We start from the raw sequence: 20,388 nt of genomic DNA on the forward strand, positions 1-20,388 counted from the left end.
AACACGGGCTGCGCACCTGCATCCAAGCTGAGTGGCGCGCCGGGCGAGGCGGAGATCGGATGCGTGCCGATCGTGATCATCAGGGCGTTGAACGCGAGCATCGCCCCCAGTCGCACCGACAAGTCCAGGTCGCGGTTTTCGAGATACTCGAGGTCAGCGACGAAGCCGGGGTCTGGCGTCGCGCCGCGCATCGCCTGGAATGCGCGAAGTCGAACGCGATGAGAGGACTTCTTCATCATGGCGATCTATCGTCGGTCATTGTGCCGCGCCAGCGCCTAGTATGGCGTCGCTAAGGACCCAGAAACGGCCGCTCAGAGACGATTAGGTTCCGCCCGGAACCGGTCGCTCGTTCAATATCGCCGATGGCCGATCAACCACACCGCTAATCCATCGAATTGTTGAGCCTGCGTACGCTCAATCCGCCAATTTGATTTCAATGGAGAAGAGACAGTCAGCCAATAAACGATCGACTCGACGGCGCGCGTGCGAGTTGAAGTTTTTGTTTGATCCGGCGCAGTGTTCAACTAATCGCTTTGTTAGGAGGAGGCTCGCCGGCTCGCGAACATTTGGTGAGGCAGCTGTCAGCGCTGCACGACATCACGGTGCATCGGCGCCAATTTTGCCAAGAGGCGGTTCTGTGCGCCGAAAGGAATCCTTTCGGCACGCATGGCCGCTTGCAGGTTCTCGACCAGCGCGGCCATGTCGGCACGCTGGACGCCCATGTTCTTGTGCGCGGTTTTCATGTCTCGCCCTGTGTAGGTGCATCCCCCGCCCAGGATGTAGCAGAACTGTTCCTTCAGCGTGCGACGCAGCCGAACCGTGTCTTGGTTGCGGAAAATGTCGCTGATGCGAGGATCGTTCTGGTTACGGGTGACCAGATCGTCGACGATCCGCGATACGCCAGCGCTTTCGTGAAACGCCTTCCACAGCGTATCGTCGCGAAAGGGCTTGGCGCCGGCGTTGACGTCCGATTGCGTGTACGGCTCCACCGGCTCCTCGCCGGGCGGAAGGATGACGGTGGCCTGTAGGAGGAGGGCCGCGACAATCAACATGTCAGAAGGATCCTTGAGCGGAGAGGAAGGCGCCGCGCTGGCGGCGCACGGTGGCAATGTCGCCAAGGTCGACGTAGGCGGCCGTTAGAGAAAGGTTGCGGGTCACGGCCCAAGCGGCGAAACCATCCACCGCCTTCTGCTCGCGCGCGAAGCCGAGGTTGTTCGGCTTGGTCCGGCCCTCGACTCCGAGCACGAAGCGCGGCGACAGCATGATCGCCGCCGATCCTTCGAATTGCGGACGACGTCGATCGTAGCGATCGCCGCCGAAGCCCAGCAAGCCGAACTGGTTGGCCTTGGTGAAGCGAACGGTGCCGTTCACCACCACGCTGCGCGAAAGCACCACCTTAGTGGCGGCGACGTAGAAATCGGTTCCGCGGTCGCCCTTACCCCCGACAGCGCGGATCACCGCGCCGCGGGTCGCGCGCTTGTGCTGCGCGCCGATGGCGACCTGCGGCAGCCAGCTGTCCTGATCCCAAACCGCGTCGCCGAACAGCCGCAGCTTGGCTCCGTAGATCTCCTGCTTGAACGTAAAGCCGCGCCCAAGCCTCAGCGCGACGCCCGCAGCGCGGGTGTCGAAGCTCTGGTGAGTGTAGGACAGCTCCAGCCGGTCGTTGACGCCGATGGCTCCGCCGAAGCTCTCTAGGTCGAAGTCGGGCAGCGTCACGATGGTGGCATTCACCTTGCCACCGATGCCGTCGCGGGTCTCGTTGCCCGCGATCACCGCCCAACTGGCCAGGCCGCCACCGGCCGCGCCCTCCACGCTCGTGACCCCGTTGGTGAGCAGGAGCTTGCCGCCGGCCCGACGATCGCCGGCCGACGCGGGTTGGGCTGCGATAAGCAGCGTCAGGGCAGTGGCGACGGCGAAGCGGACCATGCCGTCATCTTGGATCAGCGTCCGCCAAAACCGAGTTAACGCCGGCATTCACTCTGTCGAAACCACTGGACGCTATCCGGATGCGATGCGCCTCTTGCCCACGCTCGTCGCGGTCGCAGCCACCGTTGCTTCTGCCGCCATCCCGGCAGCTGCCGCGCCCGTCACGGTACAGGTGATCGGGGTCGACGGCCGCCCGCTTGCGGGCGCCGTGGTGACGCTGGCAATGCCCGGTGCGCCGGCACCGGTGCCGCGCGGCCCCTATTCCGTCGCGCAACGCGACATCCAATTCAACCCACAGGTGCTGATCGTGCCGGTCGGCGCCACGGTCAGCTTCCCAAACTTCGACAAGGTGCGGCACCACGTCTACTCCTTTTCCAAGGCGAAGAAGTTTGAGTTGAAGCTGTTCGGACGGGACGAAAGCCGAAGCATAACCTTCGACAAGCCGGGCGCCGTGGCGCTGGGATGCAACATCCATGACGGCATGAACGGCGTCGTATACGTGACTGCCAGCCCGTACACCGCACAGACGGATGTCAACGGACGCGTTCGGCTGAACGTCGCGGCGGGCGTCGGTCGCGTGTCTGTCTGGCACCCGTCGATTCGAGCCGCCGGCAACACGCTGCAGCAGCCCGCGACCGTCACGGGTACCGGCCTCAGCACGACCCTGCAGCTGCGCCGGTGATCCGGGCCGCTCCCGCGTTTCGCACGCTGCGGACGCGGCTGACCGTTCTCTACGCTGGGCTGTTCACGGTCGGGCTGATCGCGTTGTCCGTGCTGGCGCAGGTCATGATCGAACGGAGCGCCCGCAGCTCGGCGACCGACGAGCTTGCGACCAGTGCCTCCGTCCACGATCGGCTGTGGCAGGAGCGCGAGCGCTCGCTGGTGGGTGCGGCGGACGTGGTCGCGCGCGACTTCGGCTTTCGCAGCGCGGTCGCGAGCAGCGACACCGACACGATCGTGTCGGCGCTCGACAGCCTCCGCGGACGCGCCGACGTGCCGTTTGCGGTTCTGGTCACGAATGAGGGCGAGGTCATCGGGGATGCCGGCGCGCTCGGCCCGACCATCGGTCGCTTCGTCGGCCAGATCGCCGGTGATCGGCGAGATGCTGTCGTTACGTCGGGTGCGTCCGTGTTCCGGATCGTCACCGCTCCCGTCTTGGCCCCACTGGAAATTGGACGGATTGCGTTTGTCGTTCCGCTGAACACGGCGGAGATGCGAGGTCTTGAGAAGCTCTCCGCGATTCCGCTGAATGCCACCATGCTGACCCGGTTGCCGTCCGGAGCATGGCGCGGAGGCGGCGTCGAGTTGGCCGCCGATATGGGTCGATCAGTGGTCCATGTCGACACGCCCGCCGGACGCAGCTTCGCGATCGTTCGCCCGCTCGCCGCGCCAGCCGGCCAGGCGCAGGCCGCCCTGTTGCTCAGCTATCCGATGGTCCGCGCCATGGCGCCATATCGATCGATCCAGCTCGGTTTGGTCGCGGCCGGCCTGCTGTGGCTTGTACTGATCGTGATCGGCACCGGCCGGCTCGCCCGCGGCATCGCGCGCCCGATCGCCGCCCTCGACGCAGCGGCGCGGCGGCTGGAGGAAGGTGAGCGCGCGGAGGTCGATGTCGAGAGCGACGACGAGGTCGGACGGCTCGCTCGGTCGTTCAACAGTATGTCGCGCGGCATCAAGGAGCGCGAGCAGCGGATCACCCATCTCGCCTTTCACGACGGTCTCACCGATCTGCCGAACCGCGTCTTTTTTCAAGAGTCGCTCGAGCAGGCGGTTGCGCGCGCCAATCGGCTGGGGGAGCAGGTCGGCGTCCTGTGCCTCGACCTGGATGGCTTCAAGAGCATCAACGACACGTTAGGCCATCCGGTCGGCGACGACCTGTTGCGCGCGGTGTCCGAGAAGCTCCTTCATGTCGCGGACGGATGTATGATCGCGCGCCTGGGCGGCGACGAGTTCGCCATCGTGGTGCTTGGGAGCGATGATCTGGACCGGTCGCGACGCCTGGCGCAGGCGATCATCGACGCCTTCGCCGATCCGCTGGACGTGGCAGGCCACACCATCGCCACCGGCAGCAGCATCGGCATCGCCATGTATCCCGCCGACGGCACAGACGCGTCGGTGCTGCTGAAGAACGCCGACCTAGCGCTCTACCGCGCCAAGCAGGACGGTCGGGGTGGCTTCCGCTTCTTCGAGCCGTCGCTCGACGAGGCAGCGCGCCGGCGCCGGCAAATCGAGACCGACCTGCGCGTAGCGATCCGTACCGGACAGCTCCAACTCAACTTTCAGCCGATCGTCGCCAGCGACGGCGGGTCCATCAGGGGCTTTGAGGCGCTGCTGCGCTGGCCTCACCCGGAGCGCGGGTTCATCCCGCCGGTGGAGTTCATCCCGGTGGCGGAGGAAACCGGCCTGATCGTTCAGCTGGGCGAATGGGTGCTCCACGAAGCGTGCCGGATCGCCGCCGGCTGGCCGGAAAACATCCGTGTCGCGGTGAATGTCTCACCGCTGCAGTTCCGCTCGGCGGGGTTCAGCGACGTCGTCCTGCAGGCGCTCGCGCGATCCGGGCTGTCACCAGATCGGCTGGAAATCGAGATCACCGAATCGGTGTTCCTGGACGGGGAGACGGGCGTTCTTCAGATCCTCCATCTGTTGCGGCGGATGGGCGTGCGTGTCGCCTTGGATGATTTCGGCACCGGCTACTCCTCGCTGAGCTACCTCCGGTCGTTTCCGTTCGACAAGATCAAGATCGACCGCTCGTTCGTGACCAACATCGCGGAAGACAGCACCGCCGCCGCCATCGTCAAGGCGATCGTAGATCTCGCCACCGCGCTCAGCATGGAAACGACTGCTGAGGGTGTTGAGGATCGCAGCCAGCACGCCAAGCTTCAGGCGCAAGGGTGCAGCACATTGCAAGGCTATCTTTTCAGTAGGCCTCTGGACATCGCAGCGGTCACCCGAATGCTGAGCGAAAACACCAAAGCCTGCGCGGCATAGTCTCCATTGATTCAAAGAGCGACCAGTCACGTGCGAGCTCCGCGGTAAATACTTGGACGCAACTAAAGCCGTAACGGCTCTGTCCAAGCAAATGCACGGGCTGGTAATCGGGCGCGGGTACCGGTGGAGCATGCCCAGCTTCCGCAAGCCAGCCAGTCCGTTCCGCTACTTCAACTCGTCACCGGAAGTAATCCGGCTGGTGGTGCTGATGTACGTGCTCAGCCCGCGGAACGTGGAGGACCTGCTGTTCGAGCGCGGGATCGACATCTGCCATGAGACGGTCAGGCTATGGTGGAACAGGTTCGGTCCGATGTTCGCCGGCGACATCCGGCGGGCACGGGTGAGCCGCATGCGCGGGTTCCGGCACTGGCGCTGGCACCTGGACGAGATGTACGTCAAGCTGAACGGCGAGATGGTCTACTTGTGGCGTGCCGTCGATCACGAGGGCGAGGTGCTCGAGAGCTTCGTCACGAAGACGCGCGACAAGAAGGCGGCGCTCACCTTCATGAAGAAGGCGCTCAAGCGCCACGGCTCTCCGCAAGCGATCACCACCGATGGCCTGCGCAGCTACGGTGCCGCCCTGGACGAGCTAGGCTGCCGTGACCGCCAGGAGGTGGGCCGCTGGGCCAACAACCGGGTCGAGAACTCACACCTGCCGTTCCGACGACGAGAGCGGGCGATGCTCCGGTTCAGGCAGATGAAGAGCTTACAGAAGTTCGCCTCCGTCCACGCCAACATCCACAATCACTTCAGCCTCGAACGCCACCTTACCGACCGGCAGACCTACAAGGAGCGACGCTCGGCTGCGCTTGCCGAGTGGCAGATCCTCGCGAGCTAGGCTGCTGCGCACAAAGCCGGAAGTGCATCGTCGAGAGAGCGGTTCGCGTTAAACTGACAGCCCCGCCAAGCACCAAGCAACAGCGCTTGTGGATGGTCTGCTCGGCTCCGGCTTAAATTGCGACACTTGCTTACCTGTGAAGGCGTGGAGCGTGTAGATCGACACTACACACGTTGCATTCCGCGTTATGACGCTTGGATGGCACGCCGATCCGACCATAGCCGAAGCGAACTGCAGGCGCTGATCCTGGAGCAGGCGCACAAGCACATGGAGGAGGTCGGCTTCGCGCGCTTCTCGGCGCGGGAAGTGGCCAAGCGGATCGGCTACTCGGTCGGCACCCTCTACAACGTGTACGGCACGCTCGATCGATTGCTGGTGGCGGTGAACACGCGGACGTTCGCGATGTGGGCGGATGCGCTGGAGACCGCGCTCGCGCGCGGGGGCACCGATCGCATCGCGACGCTGGTCGATGGCTATTTCCGGTTCGCCCGGGCGCACCACCGACTGTGGCACGCGATCTACGAACATCATGTCGCACCGGGCACCGCCATCGACGAGGAGCAGGCCGCGACGCGCGGCCGGCTGACCGGTATCGTCGCGCGGGAAGTGGCGGCCGCGATCGCGGCGGAGCGGGCCGACGATGCGCCGGCGATCACGCGCTCGCTCGTCGCGGTCGTGCATGGCCATTGTGCCTTTGAGCTGTCGGGCTCCTACGCGCTGATGGGGAGCGACGACGCTCAAGGGGACGCGCTCGCCCGCGTCCGCGAGACGCTGGCGCGAGCCGCGGAGACTGTCGCCAAGACCGCCAGGTAGCCGAGCTTGCGCAGCAGAGCGGACGTTGGCTCCCGCGCGCCGCCGGATTGATCGGCTCACTTCATCGGGATCTATCAACCATCAATAATGAACGATGCTCAATTTCTTATTGAGCGGTGTTCAATATGGTGTATGGTGCGAGGCGACGACGGGGCTCACGTCCGCAGTCCGTTAGCTTTTGCCTGCTACGTTCGCCTTCAAGGGGAGCATCAAGCCATGTCCGCACCTGACCTGTCGCTGCTCGGGAAGCGCCGGTTCGCGCCGTTGTTCGTTGTGCAGTTCCTGGGCGCGTTCAACGACAACCTGCTGAAATACGCGCTGCTGTTCCTGGCCAACTTCACGATCTACGCGGCGGCGCCGGCGAAGGCGGGCATGCTCGCGACGGTCTCGACCGGCATCTTCATCCTGCCCTATTTCCTCCTGTCGGCGCTCGCCGGCCACCTCGCCGACAAGTGGGACAAGGCGCGGCTGATCCGCGCGGTGAAGGCGGCGGAGATCGCGATCATGGCGCTCGCGCTCGCCGGTTTCTGGTTCCAGTCGATTCCCGTGCTGCTCGGCTGCCTGTTCCTGATGGGCGTCCACTCGACGATCTTCGGACCGGTCAAATACTCGATCCTGCCGCAGCACCTCGGCGAACGCGAGCTAATGGGCGGCACCGGCCTGATCGAGGCGGGCACGTTCCTCGCGATCCTCGGCGGCCAGCTGCTGGGGGGCGTCATTCCGGCGTGGGAGGCGGGCCTGGTCGCAACCGGCATCGCCGTGCTCGGTTTCCTCGTGAGCCTGGCGGTGCCGAGCGCGCCGGCCGCGGCGCCCGGCCTCCGCCTCGATCGCAACATCATCAAGGGCACGTGGGAAATCCTGTCGGTCGCGCGGTCGGGTCGGGGCGTGTGGCTCGCAATCCTCGGGATCAGCTGGTTCTTCTCTCTTGGAGCGATCCTCCTGTCGGAGTTCGCGCCGCTGGTCAGCGGCACGCTGAACGCCGGGGCAGGGGTGGTCACCCTGTTCCTGCTGGTCTTCTCGGTCGCGGTCGCGGTCGGATCGATGGTGGTGAACAAGCTGCTCGGCGGAGAGGTCTCCGCCCGCTACGTGCCCGCAGCAGCGCTCGGCATGGCCGCGTTCATGATCGACCTGTGGATCGCGACCCGCAGCTTCACCGTGTCCACGCCCGGCGCCGATGTCGCCGCGTTCCTCGCCAGCCCGGGCAGCTGGCACATCCTGTTCGCGCTCGCCGGCCTCGCGCTCGCGGGCGGCATCTTCATTGTGCCGCTCTACGCCATCCTGCAGGTGCGCACCGCGGCGGCCGAGCGCTCGCGCGTCATCGCGGCAAACAACATCGTCAACGCGTTCGTGACGGTCCTGATGGTGGCGGTGGTCACCGCGCTGCTCGCGCTCGGCACCAGCGTTCCCGGCGTGATCGGCGCCATGGGCTTCGCGACGCTGGCGGTGGCGCTGATCTCATGCTGGTTACTGCCGGAAACCGTGTTCAAGGCGCTGATCCGCGGCGTGCTGGTCCTGCTGTACCGCGTCGACGTGCACGGGGCGGAGAACATGCCGCAGCCCGGGACGCGCGCGGTGGTGGTGGTCAACCACGTCTCGTTCCTCGACGGGCTGCTGCTCGCCGCGTTCCTGCCGGGCAAGCCGACCTTTGCGGTCGCGACCCGGATTGCCCAGGCCTGGTGGATCAGGCCGTTCCTCAGTCTGTTCGACGCCTTCCCGGTCGATCCGACCAACCCGATGGCGGCCAAGGCGATGGTGAAGGCCGTGCGTGAAGGCCGCACGCTGGTGATCTTTCCCGAAGGGCGCATCACCGTCACGGGCGCACTGATGAAGGTGTTCGACGGGCCCGGCATGGTCGCCGACAAGGCGGAAGCGCCGATCGTGCCGGTGCGGATCGCGGGCGCGCAGTACACCCGCTTTTCCCGCATGAAGGGCAAGGTGCGGCTGCGCGCCTTCCCCAAGATCAGCCTCGCCATCCTGCCGCCGCGCCGGTTCGCGGTGACAGGCGACACCGCGCGGCAGCGCCGCGCCGCGGCCGGTGCAAAGCTGTACGACGTGATGAGCGAGATGATCTTCGCCACGTCCGACGCCGATCGCACGCTCTACCAGGCGCTGATCGACGCCAAGGACATCAACGGCGCCAAGCAGCCGATCGTGGAGGACGTGAAGCGGGAGCCGATGAGCTATGCGCGGCTGCTGACCGGCACGGTCGCGCTCGGCCGCCCGCTCGCGGCGCTCACCGGACCGGGCGAGGCAGTCGGGCTGCTGCTGCCCAACACCAATGCGGTGGTGGCGAGCTTCTTTGCGCTGCAGGGCATCGGCCGCGTTCCGGCGATGCTCAACTACACCGCCGGCCTCGCCAACCTGCAGTCGGCCTGCACCGCGGCGGAGGTGCGCACGATCGTCACCGCCCGCGCGTTCGTCGCACAGGCGAAGCTTAGCGAGGTGCTCGCCGGGCTCGAGGCCGCGGGCCTGCGCATCGCCTATCTGGAGGATATCGGCGCCGCCATCGGCACGCTCGCCAAGCTGCGCGCGGCGATCGCGGCGCGCTGGGCAGGGCGGCTCCACCGCCGTCACCGGCTGTCACCCGACGCGCCGGCCGTGATCCTGTTCACCAGCGGATCCGAAGGGCTGCCGAAGGGGGTGGTGCTGACCCACCGCAATCTCCTGTCCAACTGCCTCCAGCTCTCGGCGCGGATCGACTTCAACGCGGCCGACGTGGTGCTGAACGCGCTGCCGGTGTTCCACAGCTTCGGCCTGACCGGCGGCACGCTGCTGCCGATCCTGTCGGGGGTGCGGACGCTGCTGTACCCGAGCCCGCTCCACTATCGCATCGTACCCGCGCTCGCCTATGACGCGAACGCGACCATCCTGTTCGGCACCGACACCTTCCTGTCGGGCTATGCCCGGATGGCGCACGGTTACGACTTCTACTCGCTGCGCTACATCTTCGCTGGGGCCGAGCGGGTGCGCGACGAGACCCGCCGCACCTATGCCGAGAAGTTCGGGTTGCGCATCCTGGAGGGCTATGGCGCGACCGAGGCGGCGCCGGTGATCGCGGTCAACACGCCGATGCATTTCCAGGCGGGCAGCGTCGGACGGCTGCTGCCCGGCGTCGAGGCGAAGGTGGCGCCGGTCCCCGGCATCGCCGAGGGCGGACGACTGTCGATCCGCGGGCCCAACATTATGGCCGGCTACCTGAAGGCCGATGCGCCGGGCGTGCTGCAGCCGCCGGAGGGGGGCTGGCACGACAGCGGCGACATCGTCACGATCGACGATGCGGGCTTCGTCACCATTCGCGGCCGGGCCAAGCGCTTCGCCAAGATCGGCGGCGAGATGGTCTCGCTGCCGGCGGTGGAGGGCTATGCCGCCAAGCTGTGGCCGGCGTCCGAGCACGCGGTCGTGACCCGGCCCGATCCACGCAAGGGCGAGCAGCTGGTGCTGTTCACCACCCAGCCCGACGCGACCGCCGCCGCATTGCAGACCTGGGCGCGCGCGCACGGCGTGGCCGAGCTCGCGGTGCCGAAGGACGTCCGCATCGTCGATGCGCTGCCGGTCCTCGGCACGGGCAAGCTCGACTACGTCACACTGACGGATCGCGCCGCGACGGAGTCGCGCGGCGGAGCGGCCGAAGCCGACGTGGAAGAGGCTGCCTAGAGATGCGGTAATGCCGTGAGCGCCGCCCGACCCGGCGGCGCCGCGCTCGGCTACCGCGCCGGAGCGGGCGTTCCCGTCGGCGGTACCGCGGCGCGCGTCGCGCGGCCGCCGAACGTCGCCAGGCTCTCTTCCCCGCCCGCCGCGAGCGACGAGACGCCGACAAAGGTGTCGTCGACGATCACGCCGGTGAGCGTCGTTCCCGTCGCGGAGGCGGGCAGGTCGCTGTGGTCGGTCCAGTCCTGGGCGTCGTTGCGGCGCCAGTGCACGCGGTAACCGGCGGCACCGGGCACCGCCGTCCAGGACACGATCGTGTCGCTGCCGAGCGCACCGCGCAGCGTCACGTCGAGCGGCGCAGCGGGCGCGGTCGCCAGCCGTGCGATCGTCGCCGCATTGATCGCCGTCACACGCGCGAGGTACGGGAAGTCCATCTTGTCGACCGTGTCGCCATAGTCGCGCGTCCCCTCGCGGCGCAGGTCCTGGTGCTGCTGGTCGTAGTTCTCGATCCCGACGGAGAACCGCACTGCCGGGTAGCCGAGCCGCAGAAACGGTTCATGGTCGCCGCCACGTCCGAACCGATCGGGACGGCGATTGACGAAGACGTCCAGCCCGCCCGGGATTCCGTCCGCCACCCTGTCGATCGCCTTGGCCAGCGCGCGGCTGGGGCCGTCGTCCTCGCCGCCGTTGCCGCGCCGCAGCAGCTGTGCGGCCGGGTCCTCGCTTATCCTCAGTCCTTCCGAGAAGACGCGGACCCGGTCGGCGACGCGCGTCCCGTCCTGCCCAACCGTGTTGCCGACGATGTCGTTGTTGAGCACCGCCGTGACGATCCAGCCGCGTGCCCGCGCGGTCTCGGCCAGCAGGGTGGCGCCCAGCAGCTCCTGCTCCTCGCCCGACAGCGCGGCGTAGACGATCGTCGCGTCGAACGTGCGCCGGGACAGCAACCGTGCGGCCTCCAGCACCAGCGCGACCCCCGACGCATCGTCGTTGGCGCCGGGCGCGTCGCTGGTCGCGTTCATGACATCGCTGACCCGGCTGTCGATGTGTCCCTGCACAATGACGACGCGGTTGGGATCACGCCCGCGCTGGATACCCAGCACGTCGACGATGTTGACGCCGTTCGGCGCGCGGTCGTTGGTGAAGGATCGCTCGATCTCCGACACCGCGATGCACCCGCCGCAGCCGCGCGCGATGCGCTTCAGCTCGGCGCCGAACCAGCGCCTCGCCGCACCGATGCCGCGGCGGGGATCGGTCGAGCTGGACAGGGTGTGGCGCGTGCCGAAGCTGACCAGCGACTCGACGTCGGCCTTGAGGCGGGCCGGATCGGGCGCGGTCTGCGCCGCAGCGGGAGCGGCGAGGAGAGCCGCGCCGGCAAGAAGAACAGTTTGCATCGCGCCTCGTCGACAGGTCAGTGCGCAACAATTGGCGCCGGGCGGGCATGCGCGCGCTGGTCGCGCCATGTCAAACCTGCTGCGGCAGCGCCCGCTCAGCCATCATCCGAACCGATCGGCATGCCCGGGGGCACGGTCACCTCGGCATCCTTGTCGGCGAGGGCGGCCGCCAGCGCCTCGCGGTCGCGCAGCAGTCGCGCGGTTGATAGCGCCCACGCCCGGTCGTCGCCGCTCGCGAAGGATCGCGCCTGCTGCCGTGCTGCCCAATCGGCAAGCGCTTGATCGATGCGGCTGGCGGAGTCGGCGCCGCTCGCCGGGTCGGCGGCCGCGCTAGCCAGGTTCATGATGATCCGCGTGCCGACGCTGCGGCGGACAGCCGCCAGCGCGACACTGGTCGCCGGTGCGTCGGCGATCGCCAGCAGCCGGGTGGCGATGGTCGCGGCATCCGGCACGGCGGGGTCGCGGCGGCGCTGGTCGGCCAGCCGCGCAAGGCGCTCGGGGGCGAGCAGCGCGCGCAAGGAGACCTCGGCGGCGACGGCGGCCGCCACCAGCGGATCGAACACGGCGCTGCCGGCGGTACGCATCACCTCGATGTCGGTCTGACGGTCGCTCTCGCCCGACCAGCCGGCGGACAGCTGCGGGATGAGGCCCGCCGGGACGTCGAGCGCGGCCGGCGCAAGCGTCGCGAGCAGCGCATCGAGTGCGCGGCGCTGCGTCGCCCCGTCGACCGACACCATCGCCGCGCCGCCGCTGCCCCCAACCGCGTAGGTCGAGTAGACGCCGCCGATCAGCTTGGCGGCCGCCTCCACCTGGTAGCGGTGGAGCAGCCAGATCGGCACGAACTTGCGACGCAGCGCCGCAACCGGCTCGTCCCGCCCCAGAGCCGCCGGACCGAACCGCGCGACCGCGGCGGCGCGCACCGTCATCATGCGACCGAGCTCGGCTGCGGGATCGGCGCCATCGTCCCACAGGCTGCCCCACGGCTGCGAGGCGGACGCGCTGCGGGCGTTCTCGTCGGCGACGAAGCGGTAGCCCCGCCGATCGGCCGCCACGGCCTTTGCCCGTGCCGCGGCGTCCGGGTCGCCACCGGCTGGATCGGCGTATAGCCAGTCGATCGCGTGCGTGTCCCACGCACCCAGCCTAACTCCGTAGGCATCCGACAGGTCGGGCGCACCGTCCACCAGGCCGATGCGGGGGGCGGGGTAATCCATGACGGAGGCGCGACCCTGCGAGCTTCCCGCGAAGTTGTGGAGGAGCCCGAGCGCGTGGCCGACCTCGTGCGCGGCGAGCTGGCGGATGCGGGCAAGCGCCACCTGCGCCGGATCATTGGGGCCGCCCGCGCCCGTCCTCGCCGCCCCGACCAGCCCCTCGTAGATCAGCATGTCCTGCCGGACCCGGAGCGACCCCAGCAACACCGCGCCTTTCAGGATCTCACCCGAGCGCGGATCGGCGACCGCGTAACCGTAAGACCAGCCGCGGGTCGCGCGGTTGACCCAGTTGACGACGTTGTAGCGGATGTCGAGCGGGTCCACGCCTTTGGGCAGGATCTCGACGCGGTAGGCGTCGATGAAGCCCGCCGCCTCGAATGCCGCCTTCCACCACGACGCGCCCTCCAGCAGCGCGGTGCGGATCGGCTCGGGCGCGGCGTCGTCGATGTAGAAGACGATCGGCTTGCGGACGCCGGAGCGCGCCGCGGTGGGATCGAGCTTTTCCAGCCGGAACCGGTTCGCGAGGTTCTGGACGATCTGCCCGCCGAGCGGCGCACCGAAATCAAGGATTTGGGTGGCGAAGCTGCCGCCGCGCGGATCGAACGCGCGGGGAACGTATCCGGCCTCCGGCAGGGCAATGAAGCTGTGCCGCACGACCAGCGTCACTTGCCGGGGATCGGGCGCGATGTTGCGCACCTCCGGACCGGGGGTCTCGCTCGCGTAGGTCTGCCGCGCCTCGAACTCCAGGTTCAGCGGGAAGGCGCGCACGCTGTTCGGGTCGGCGGCGCTCAGCGCGTCGATGAGCTTCCAGCCCTTCTCCCCGCTCGTGTTCAGCTGCGCCGTTATCCCCTTGGTATCGCGGGCGAGGAACGGGGCGATGTCGACCAGCAGCGCGCCGTCCGCGCCATCGACCGCGTCGCCGAGCCAGAGCGTGCTGGTGGCAAAGGCGTTCGCAGCCGCGGCCTGTTCGGACGCGGACGCACCGGTCGCACGGAAGCGCGGGTTCTCCAGCTCGAACGCGACCTTCTTGCCGAGCCGCCGGATGACCAGGACCTGCGCGGGCCCGGGTTGCGCACGGTCGAGGCCGATCGGCGCCGAGCCGAGCCCGGTCCGAAGCGCGGTGGTGTAGAGCAGCCGCACCGCGACGCCGTCGCTCGCCGGGGCGGGCAGCGACAGCAAGATGCGGCCCCCCCACCGGTCGACATGGACCGGCAGTAGTCCGTCGAGCCGCTCCGTTCCCTCCACCACGCCGCGCCGCACGGTTGCGCTGCTGTCCCGGCGCTCGGCCGCGACGGGAAGCGCGATCGTCATCAGGACGCCGGCAGCGATGGTTTTCAGGATCATGGTACCCCCCGGGACACGGTGGTGCCGGATCGGCCACCGCCCCGCAAGCCCGGGCGGACGGTGCTCACGCCGCACACCAGATGGTGCTGCGCCGGCAAGCGGTAGCGGTCCCCTTCGCACTTGCACTTTCGCGCTACGCTGTCAGGGGCAGCCGCCATGCAGCCGAGCACGTCGCCGCGCCGCGCCGGTCTGCTCCTCGCAGTCGGCGCCTACGTCCTCTGGGGGGTACTGCCGCTCTACCTGCGGCTGCTGAACAGCGTGCCGCCGCTCCAGATCCTCGCGCACCGGGTGCTCTGGTCGCTGCTGCTGCTGGCGGTGATCGTCGCCTTTCTCCGGGTCGGGCCGGCGCTGCGGACGGCGGCGCGCGGCCGCACGCTGCTGCTGCTGACCGGCAGTGCGGCGCTGATCGCGTTCAACTGGCTGGTCTACATCTGGGCGGTCCAGAACCACCATGTGCTGGAGGCGAGCCTCGGCTATTTCATCAACCCGCTGGTGAACGTGGCGCTCGGGCTGCTGCTGCTCGGCGAGCGGCTCAGGCGCCTGCAGAAGGCGGCGGTCGCCATCGCGGCGCTGGGCGTGGTGGTGATGGCGTCCGGTGGCGGCATGCTGTGGATTTCGGTCACGCTCGCGATCAGCTTCGGCTTCTACGGCCTGATCAGGAAGGTCGCCGCGATCGATGCGCTGGGCGGGCTGACGATGGAGACGCTGCTGCTCGCCCCCGCGTGCGTCGCGCTGCTGGCGTACGCGCACGCGGGAGGGAAAGGCGTGTTCGGGCCCGACCTCCGGCTGGATGCGCTGCTGGTCGTCGCGGGCGCGGTGACGGCGGCGCCGCTGCTGATGTTCGCCGCCGCCGCCCGCCAGCTGCCCTATTCGACGCTAGGCCTGCTCCAGTATATCGCGCCAACCCTGCAGTTCCTCCAGGCGGTGCTGCTGTTCGGAGAGCCCGTGAGCCATCTCCAGCTCGCGGTGTTCGCGCTGATCTGGGGCGGGTGCGCGCTCTTCGCCTGGGACAGCATCGTCGCGCAGCGGGCGTCGGCGCAGCGCGACGGGTAAACCGATCCGGGGTCCGGAACGCCCGGCTCCCTTGATCCGCAGCAGTTGTAGGGACCGTGGCGGACGATGATCATGCCCGGCACGCACGACAGCGATCTCGTCCTCTTGTCGGTCGTCGTTGCGATGTTCGCTTCCTTCGCGGCGCTGAGCCTCGCCGGTCGCCTGCGGGTCAGCCGAGGCGGGGCGCGGCGGATCTGGCTTGCCGCGGCCGCGCTCGCCGGGTGGAGCAGATCAACGCGGCGCACGAGCGCGGCATGGGGTTCGCGCTGGAAGCGATCCGTGGCCGGCGTGCCGAGTCCTTCCTGCCCCCGGACGTCGCCGAGCGCGTGATCGCCAGCTACGACCGGGTCACCCGGACGGGTGAGATCCACGAGTACCGCGAAACCTTTCAGCTTGGAGACGAACCCAAATACTGGGACACCACGCTGGTTCCGCTGCTGGGCGACGACGGGCGGGTCGCCAAGATCATCGGAACGAGCCGCAACGGCACCCGCCAGGTAACGGGAGGAGGGCTAGCTGACCGGCGGGGTCGCGCACGACTTCAACAATCTTCTCACCCCCATCCTCGGGGCGCTTGATCGCCTGCACCAGAAGTGGATCGGTGACGATCGGGATCGCCGCCTGATCGACGGTGCGCTGCAATCCGCCGAGCGCGCCCGCACGCTTGTCCAGCGGCTGCTGTCGTTCGCCAGCCGCCAGCCGCTGCAACCGGTGGCGGTCGACGTCGTCGAACTGGTGAACGGCATGGCCGACCCGATCAACAGCACCATCGGTCCGTCGATCCGCCTGTCGATCACGGCCGAGGCGGGCCTCGCCCCGGCCATCGCCGACGCGAACCAGCTCGAGATGGCGCTGCTCAACCTTAGCGTGAACGCGCGCGACGCGATGCCGGGGTGGACGGCTGACGATCACGCTCGACACGGTCGACGCCGCCGCACCCGAAGCGGAGGGGCTGCCGGCCGGTCGTTTCGTCCGGCTGTGCGTCAGCGACACCGGCGTCGGGATGGATGCGCAGACGCGCCGCGCGATCGAGCCGTTTTTCTCGACCAAGGGGATCGGCAAGGGCACCGGACTTGGCCTGTCGATGGCGCACGGCCTCGCGGCGCAGCTCGGCGGCGCCCTGATCATCCACAGCGCGCCGGGCGAGGGCACCAGCATCTGCATCCTGCTGCCGCAGGGGGCGCACGTGCGGCCCGTTCCGCCGCCGCGGCTGGCCGTCGCCGCGAAGGTGACGGCAGGCGGGCGCGTGCTGCTGGTAGACGACGACGAACTCGTCCGCACGAGCACCGGGCAGATGCTGGTCGACCTGGGCTACCAGGTGACGGTCGCGGCTTCGGCCGAGCAGGCGATCCAGCTGTTCAGGCGAGTGGCGCGCCCGACCTGGTCATCACCGATCAACTGATGTCCGGAATGACCGGCACCGAGCTGGCGCAGCACCCGGCCGAGCGGCACTCCCGCACGCCGACGCTGATCATTCCGGGCTATGCCGACCTCGTGCAATGAGCTCACCGCAACGATCGTGCCTGCGCTCCACGCGTGGGCGCCGCGGCTTACAGGTTCGCCTGCTCGTCCTGTGGCAGGTCGGCGTCCGGCGGGTAGTAGAGCGCGGCGCACTCCCCGGCGAGGCAGCCGCCCTCGATCTCGATGTCGTCGCGGTAAGCGTCGGCGATGAAGCCGAGCGTGTCGACGTGCCGCGCCTCGAAGTACATCCGGTGCACGTCGTCGCGCCCGGCGCCGTAGACAACCCGGCCGACCTTTGCCCAGATCGACGCCATCGTGCACATCCCGCAAGGCTGCAGCGTCGAATACAGCGTGGCCCCACGCAGCTCCATCTCGCCCGTGCTCTCGCACGCGCGGCGGATTGCCATCATCTCGGCATGAGCAGTCGCGTCGGGCAGCTCCTGCGTCTGGTTGCGTTCGGCGGCGATGACCTTGCCATCGAGGACGATCACGCACCCGAGCGGCGAGGTGGACGGATCGGAGCCCTTCGATCGCGCGACGTCGAGCGCCATTCGCATCCAGCGTTCGTCATTCCCCGCGCGCATGGCCGTTTCCCCGATCACCGCGCCAACGCTCCACCCGGCCGTTCGATGCGTCGATGTCCATGGTACTCGCCAGACACATTCCTGAAGCCGATCAATCCATCCACTAATACGATTTTAGTTCTGAAACGTCGCGGCTCATCACACCTGCAACAACAAGCGTCCGGGTCGGCATCAAGCATGCTGCGGGGGCGTGGCGAGCGGACGGCAACCCACCGTCCAGAACAGGGGAGGATAGCGCCGTGGCAATCAAGGCTTTCAGGGTCCGCATGCTGGCGGGGACAATCGTCGGCGCCGCCGCGCTTTGCTGGACGGCCTCCCCCGCCGCCGCGCAGGACTCGCCCGTTCCGATCCCCGCCGATCAGCAGGCCGCGGCGGATGCGAACGCGGCGGCGCAGGGCACGCAGCCGCCCGCCGCGACCAGCAGCGACAGCGACGTCCCGCCCGGCACCACCGCGCAGGAGAACGGCCCGGACATCGTCGTCACCGGATCCTTCCTCCGCAACGTCCGGCAGGAGGACCGCGCCTCGCCGATCCTGTCGGTCGGGCAGGAGGATCTGGCGAAGACGGGCATCACCTCGCTTGCCGACATTACCCGCTTCATTCCGCAGAACGTCGGCAGTGCGGGCGGCATCCAGGATCTGGCGAAGGGTGGCGGCGCCGACTCGCGCGACACGCGCTCCGCCAACCTGCGCGGGCTGGGCTCCGGTGCGACGCTGGTGCTGCTGAACGGGCGGCGCGTCGTGCCGATCGACGGATTCGTCAACCTCAACAGCCTAACGCCGGAGATCGCGGTGTCGCGGCTGGAAACGGTGCTCGACGGCGCGTCTTCGACCTATGGCGCGGACGCGGTGGCGGGCGTCGTCAACGTCATCACCGACACGCGCTTCCGCGGGCTGAAGCTCTCCGGCCAGTTCACCCACATCGCGGACTCACCCGCCTTCAACGTGGGCGCGATGTGGGGCGTGGGTGACGGCGGCTTCCGCAGTGTGACCTCCATCGCCTATCGCAACGTCGACCGCCTCCAGAACGGTGAGCGCGACGTCACCAATTTCTTCAACCCATCGGCCGGTGCGGGCGCCAACCCCGGATCGTTCATCCTCTACGCGCGGCCCCGCACGGCAAGCGGCGGCGACGTGATCATCAACGGCAACAATTATTCGACGCTCTACGACCGGTTCCGCAATGCAGCGGGGCAGGTGACGGTGGTCGATCCCAACTGCGGCTCGGCGGAAACGCAGAGCCGCTACGTGCCCGCCGCGAACAGCCCGGGCTTCGGGCTCGGCTCCTGCCAATTCAGCTTTCAGGCGCAGAACCCGATCCGCCCGGCGTCGCAGTCGCTGCTGATCCATAACGATACCACGTATGAGATCGCCGACGGGCACCAGCTGTTTGCCGAAATCTCGATCTACCACCAGGATGCGCAGCGCTACGGCGTGCCGTCGTTCGCGCAGAACCGGAACGGCCCGACCCCGCCGATCGTACCGGCCGCCAACCCGCTCAATCCCTTTGGCGTCGACGTCGGCTTTATCGGCCGCGCGATCGGCTCGCAGGGGTTCGCCGGCACCCTCTACAAGGTGCAGCGCGATCAGGTCGACCAGCGCCACCTGGTGGTCGGCGGGCGCGGCACGATCGGCGGCGGCTGGAACTACGAGGCGAACGCCACCTGGTCGCGCGGCGAGGTCAACTCGGTCGACAAGGACACCGACATGCGGCTGTTTCAGGCCGCGCTGAACGGCTTCGGCGGACCCAATTGCAACATCCGCTTCAACGGCGCGGGTAGCGGGGCGGTGCCGGGGCAGGGCAACTGCCTGTATCTCAGCCCCTTCGCCAAGGACAATCTGACCCAGGATCCGTCGCTGATCTTCAACATTCAGACGGAAGAGATCGCCAACACCGTCCGCGAGTTCCTGATCGGCGAGGCGGTCGTCAACGGGACGCTGGTGGAGCTCGCGGGTAACCCGCTCGACGTCGCGGTCGGCGTGCAGTACCGGCAGGAGCGCCAGGTCGCCCGCTACTCCGACCTCTTCCAGAACGGTTTCGGCGCGTTCAACGGGCCGTTCCGTAACACCGACCTGAAGCGCGAGGTGAAGAGCATCTTCGCCGAGGCGAACTACAAGCCGTTCGAGGCGCTGAACCTCAATATCGCGGCGCGCTACGAGGATTACGGCAACTTTGATACGCTCGCGCCCAAGATCGCGGCCAATCTGCGCCCGACCGACTGGCTATCGATTCGCGGCTCGGCCAGCAAGGCGTTCCAGGCACCGGCGATCGCCAATTCGACCGACGCGCTGATCTCGACCAATGTCGCGAACATCATCGATCCGCTCGACGGATCGATCGTGTTCCGCTCGCTCCAGCAGTTCGGCAATCCCAACCTGCAGCCGCAGAAGGCCGACGTCTTCAACATCGGCACGACCCTACTGCCCGTCCGCCAGGCTAGCATCTCCGTCGACTACTGGAACTACAAGTACGTCAACCAGATCCAGCTCCAGAACGGTCAGGCGGTGATCAACGCCGATCCGCGCGGGCCCAATGTCATCCGCGACTCGACCGGTGCCGCCCAGTCGGTGATCGTGACGTCGTACAATGCGCCGAGCGGCACGCAGACCTCCGGCATCGATATCGCGGGGCGGTTCGAGCTGGAGACGGGGGCGCTCACGGTCGGCTTCCGCAACAACCTCTCGATCCTGCTGAAGTACGACGTCGATACCGGCACCACCGTCTATGACGGCGTCGGCAAGCGCAACAACTACCAGACGTCGCCGCTCACCGCGGCTGCGGCACCGCGCTACCGCAACGTCGCCGGCATCGACTTCTCGCTCGGCGATCACGCGCTGACCGTCGACTGGCGCTACGCCAGCAGCATCCGTGACGACTATCAGCAGGTGCTCGGCGCACCCGAGGTCGCCCGGATCGGCGCCTGGTCGGTCTTCGACTGGCAGTACGCCGTCCGGTTCGGCAGCGACCGCCGGTTCGAAGTCGCGGTCGGGATGACCAACGCGTTCGACAAGGAGCCGCCGCGCGCGATCTACACGGGCTATCTCTCGACGACGTCGGATCCGTTCGGCCGCCAGACCTATGGCCGCCTGACCGCGCGGTTCTGAGCGGAAGCGTGCCGCGCACTTCCGCCGCTT

The 20,388-nt window shown here is 68.1% G+C and carries 16 protein-coding genes and 1 pseudogene; 11 read left to right on the plus strand and 6 right to left on the minus strand.

All coding sequences use genetic code 11. The features are described from left to right. From CRO12_RS07170 to CRO12_RS07180, 3 genes are all read right to left on the minus strand, one after another. Window positions 1-239: hypothetical protein (locus CRO12_RS07170; RefSeq protein ID WP_144033476.1), on the minus strand; the 239-nt coding region annotated here is incomplete at its 3' end. 342 nt (window positions 240-581) lie between these two features. Continuing rightward, complete coding sequence (locus CRO12_RS07175; protein WP_097063407.1) at window positions 582-1,052, minus strand: group I truncated hemoglobin; 471 nt, start codon at window positions 1,050-1,052, stop codon at window positions 582-584. A 1-nt stretch (window position 1,053) separates the two neighbouring features. Beyond that, a complete protein-coding gene (locus CRO12_RS07180) occupies window positions 1,054-1,926 on the minus strand; it encodes a DUF3034 family protein (RefSeq protein ID WP_097064214.1) in 873 nt (290 codons plus the stop codon). Here CRO12_RS07180 and CRO12_RS07185 point away from each other — a divergent pair. The 5 genes from CRO12_RS07185 (at window position 1,904) to CRO12_RS07205 (ending at window position 10,219) form a co-directional block, all read left to right on the plus strand. After that, window positions 1,904-2,608 carry a cupredoxin domain-containing protein gene (locus tag CRO12_RS07185; protein ID WP_245858308.1) on the plus strand — a complete coding sequence of 235 codons (705 nt, stop codon included), beginning with the start codon at window positions 1,904-1,906 and terminating at the stop codon, window positions 2,606-2,608. The genes CRO12_RS07180 and CRO12_RS07185 overlap by 23 nt on opposite strands. Further along, the gene (locus CRO12_RS07190; RefSeq protein ID WP_245858311.1) at window positions 2,605-4,914 is read left to right on the plus strand and encodes a putative bifunctional diguanylate cyclase/phosphodiesterase; all 2,310 of its coding nucleotides are present in this window, start codon (window positions 2,605-2,607) and stop codon (window positions 4,912-4,914) included. The genes CRO12_RS07185 and CRO12_RS07190 overlap by 4 nt, the downstream gene beginning before the upstream one ends. Before the next feature lie 130 nt (window positions 4,915-5,044). Next, the gene (locus CRO12_RS07195; protein WP_097064216.1) at window positions 5,045-5,752 is read left to right on the plus strand and encodes an IS6 family transposase; all 708 of its coding nucleotides are present in this window, start codon (window positions 5,045-5,047) and stop codon (window positions 5,750-5,752) included. Between the two features lie 198 nt (window positions 5,753-5,950). Further along, a complete protein-coding gene (locus tag CRO12_RS07200) occupies window positions 5,951-6,565 on the plus strand; it encodes a TetR/AcrR family transcriptional regulator (RefSeq protein WP_097063409.1) in 615 nt (204 codons plus the stop codon). Between the two features lie 216 nt (window positions 6,566-6,781). Next, a complete protein-coding gene (locus CRO12_RS07205) occupies window positions 6,782-10,219 on the plus strand; it encodes an acyl-[ACP]--phospholipid O-acyltransferase (protein ID WP_179640918.1) in 3,438 nt (1,145 codons plus the stop codon). Window positions 10,220-10,269: 50 nt separating this feature from the next. Here the strand turns inward: CRO12_RS07205 and CRO12_RS07210 are convergent, their stop codons facing one another. Beyond that, window positions 10,270-11,604 (minus strand): M28 family metallopeptidase, encoded by a 1,335-nt coding sequence (locus CRO12_RS07210; RefSeq protein ID WP_097063410.1) that lies wholly within the window; start codon window positions 11,602-11,604, stop codon window positions 10,270-10,272. Between the two features lie 95 nt (window positions 11,605-11,699). Then, the gene (locus tag CRO12_RS07215) at window positions 11,700-14,156 is read right to left on the minus strand and encodes a zinc-dependent metalloprotease (protein WP_245858312.1); all 2,457 of its coding nucleotides are present in this window, start codon (window positions 14,154-14,156) and stop codon (window positions 11,700-11,702) included. Window positions 14,157-14,312: 156 nt separating this feature from the next. Between CRO12_RS07215 and rarD the strand changes: the two genes are divergently transcribed. The 5 genes and pseudogenes from rarD (at window position 14,313) to CRO12_RS18345 (ending at window position 16,611) form a co-directional block, all read left to right on the plus strand. Next, window positions 14,313-15,209 carry an EamA family transporter RarD gene (gene rarD / locus CRO12_RS07220; protein ID WP_097063411.1) on the plus strand — a complete coding sequence of 299 codons (897 nt, stop codon included), beginning with the start codon at window positions 14,313-14,315 and terminating at the stop codon, window positions 15,207-15,209. A 66-nt stretch (window positions 15,210-15,275) separates the two neighbouring features. Next, on the plus strand, window positions 15,276-15,539 hold the full coding sequence (locus CRO12_RS07225; protein WP_097063412.1) for an MHYT domain-containing protein: 264 nt from the start codon (window positions 15,276-15,278) through the stop codon (window positions 15,537-15,539). Next, a complete protein-coding gene (locus tag CRO12_RS18575) occupies window positions 15,464-15,787 on the plus strand; it encodes a PAS domain-containing protein (protein WP_101750162.1) in 324 nt (107 codons plus the stop codon). The genes CRO12_RS07225 and CRO12_RS18575 overlap by 76 nt, the downstream gene beginning before the upstream one ends. Further along, window positions 15,771-15,848 (plus strand): annotated as a pseudogene (locus CRO12_RS18340) (hypothetical protein); the annotation flags it as partial. The gene CRO12_RS18575 and the pseudogene CRO12_RS18340, both read left to right, overlap by 17 nt. Before the next feature lie 313 nt (window positions 15,849-16,161). Further along, window positions 16,162-16,611 carry an ATP-binding response regulator gene (locus tag CRO12_RS18345; protein WP_245858431.1) on the plus strand — a complete coding sequence of 150 codons (450 nt, stop codon included), beginning with the start codon at window positions 16,162-16,164 and terminating at the stop codon, window positions 16,609-16,611. A 148-nt stretch (window positions 16,612-16,759) separates the two neighbouring features. Here CRO12_RS18345 and CRO12_RS07240 read toward each other — a convergent pair whose 3' ends face one another. Continuing rightward, window positions 16,760-17,254, minus strand: a complete 495-nt coding sequence (locus CRO12_RS07240; RefSeq protein WP_097064220.1) for a nucleoside deaminase — start codon at window positions 17,252-17,254, stop codon at window positions 16,760-16,762. 239 nt (window positions 17,255-17,493) lie between these two features. Here CRO12_RS07240 and CRO12_RS07245 point away from each other — a divergent pair, with 239 nt between their 5' ends. Next, the gene (locus tag CRO12_RS07245) at window positions 17,494-20,358 is read left to right on the plus strand and encodes a TonB-dependent receptor plug domain-containing protein (protein WP_097063413.1); all 2,865 of its coding nucleotides are present in this window, start codon (window positions 17,494-17,496) and stop codon (window positions 20,356-20,358) included. Window positions 20,359-20,388: the final 30 nt, after the last annotated feature.

It is taken from the genome of Sphingomonas guangdongensis (genome assembly GCF_900199185.1).
GTDB classification, from domain to species: Bacteria; Pseudomonadota; Alphaproteobacteria; order Sphingomonadales; family Sphingomonadaceae; genus Sphingomonas; species Sphingomonas guangdongensis.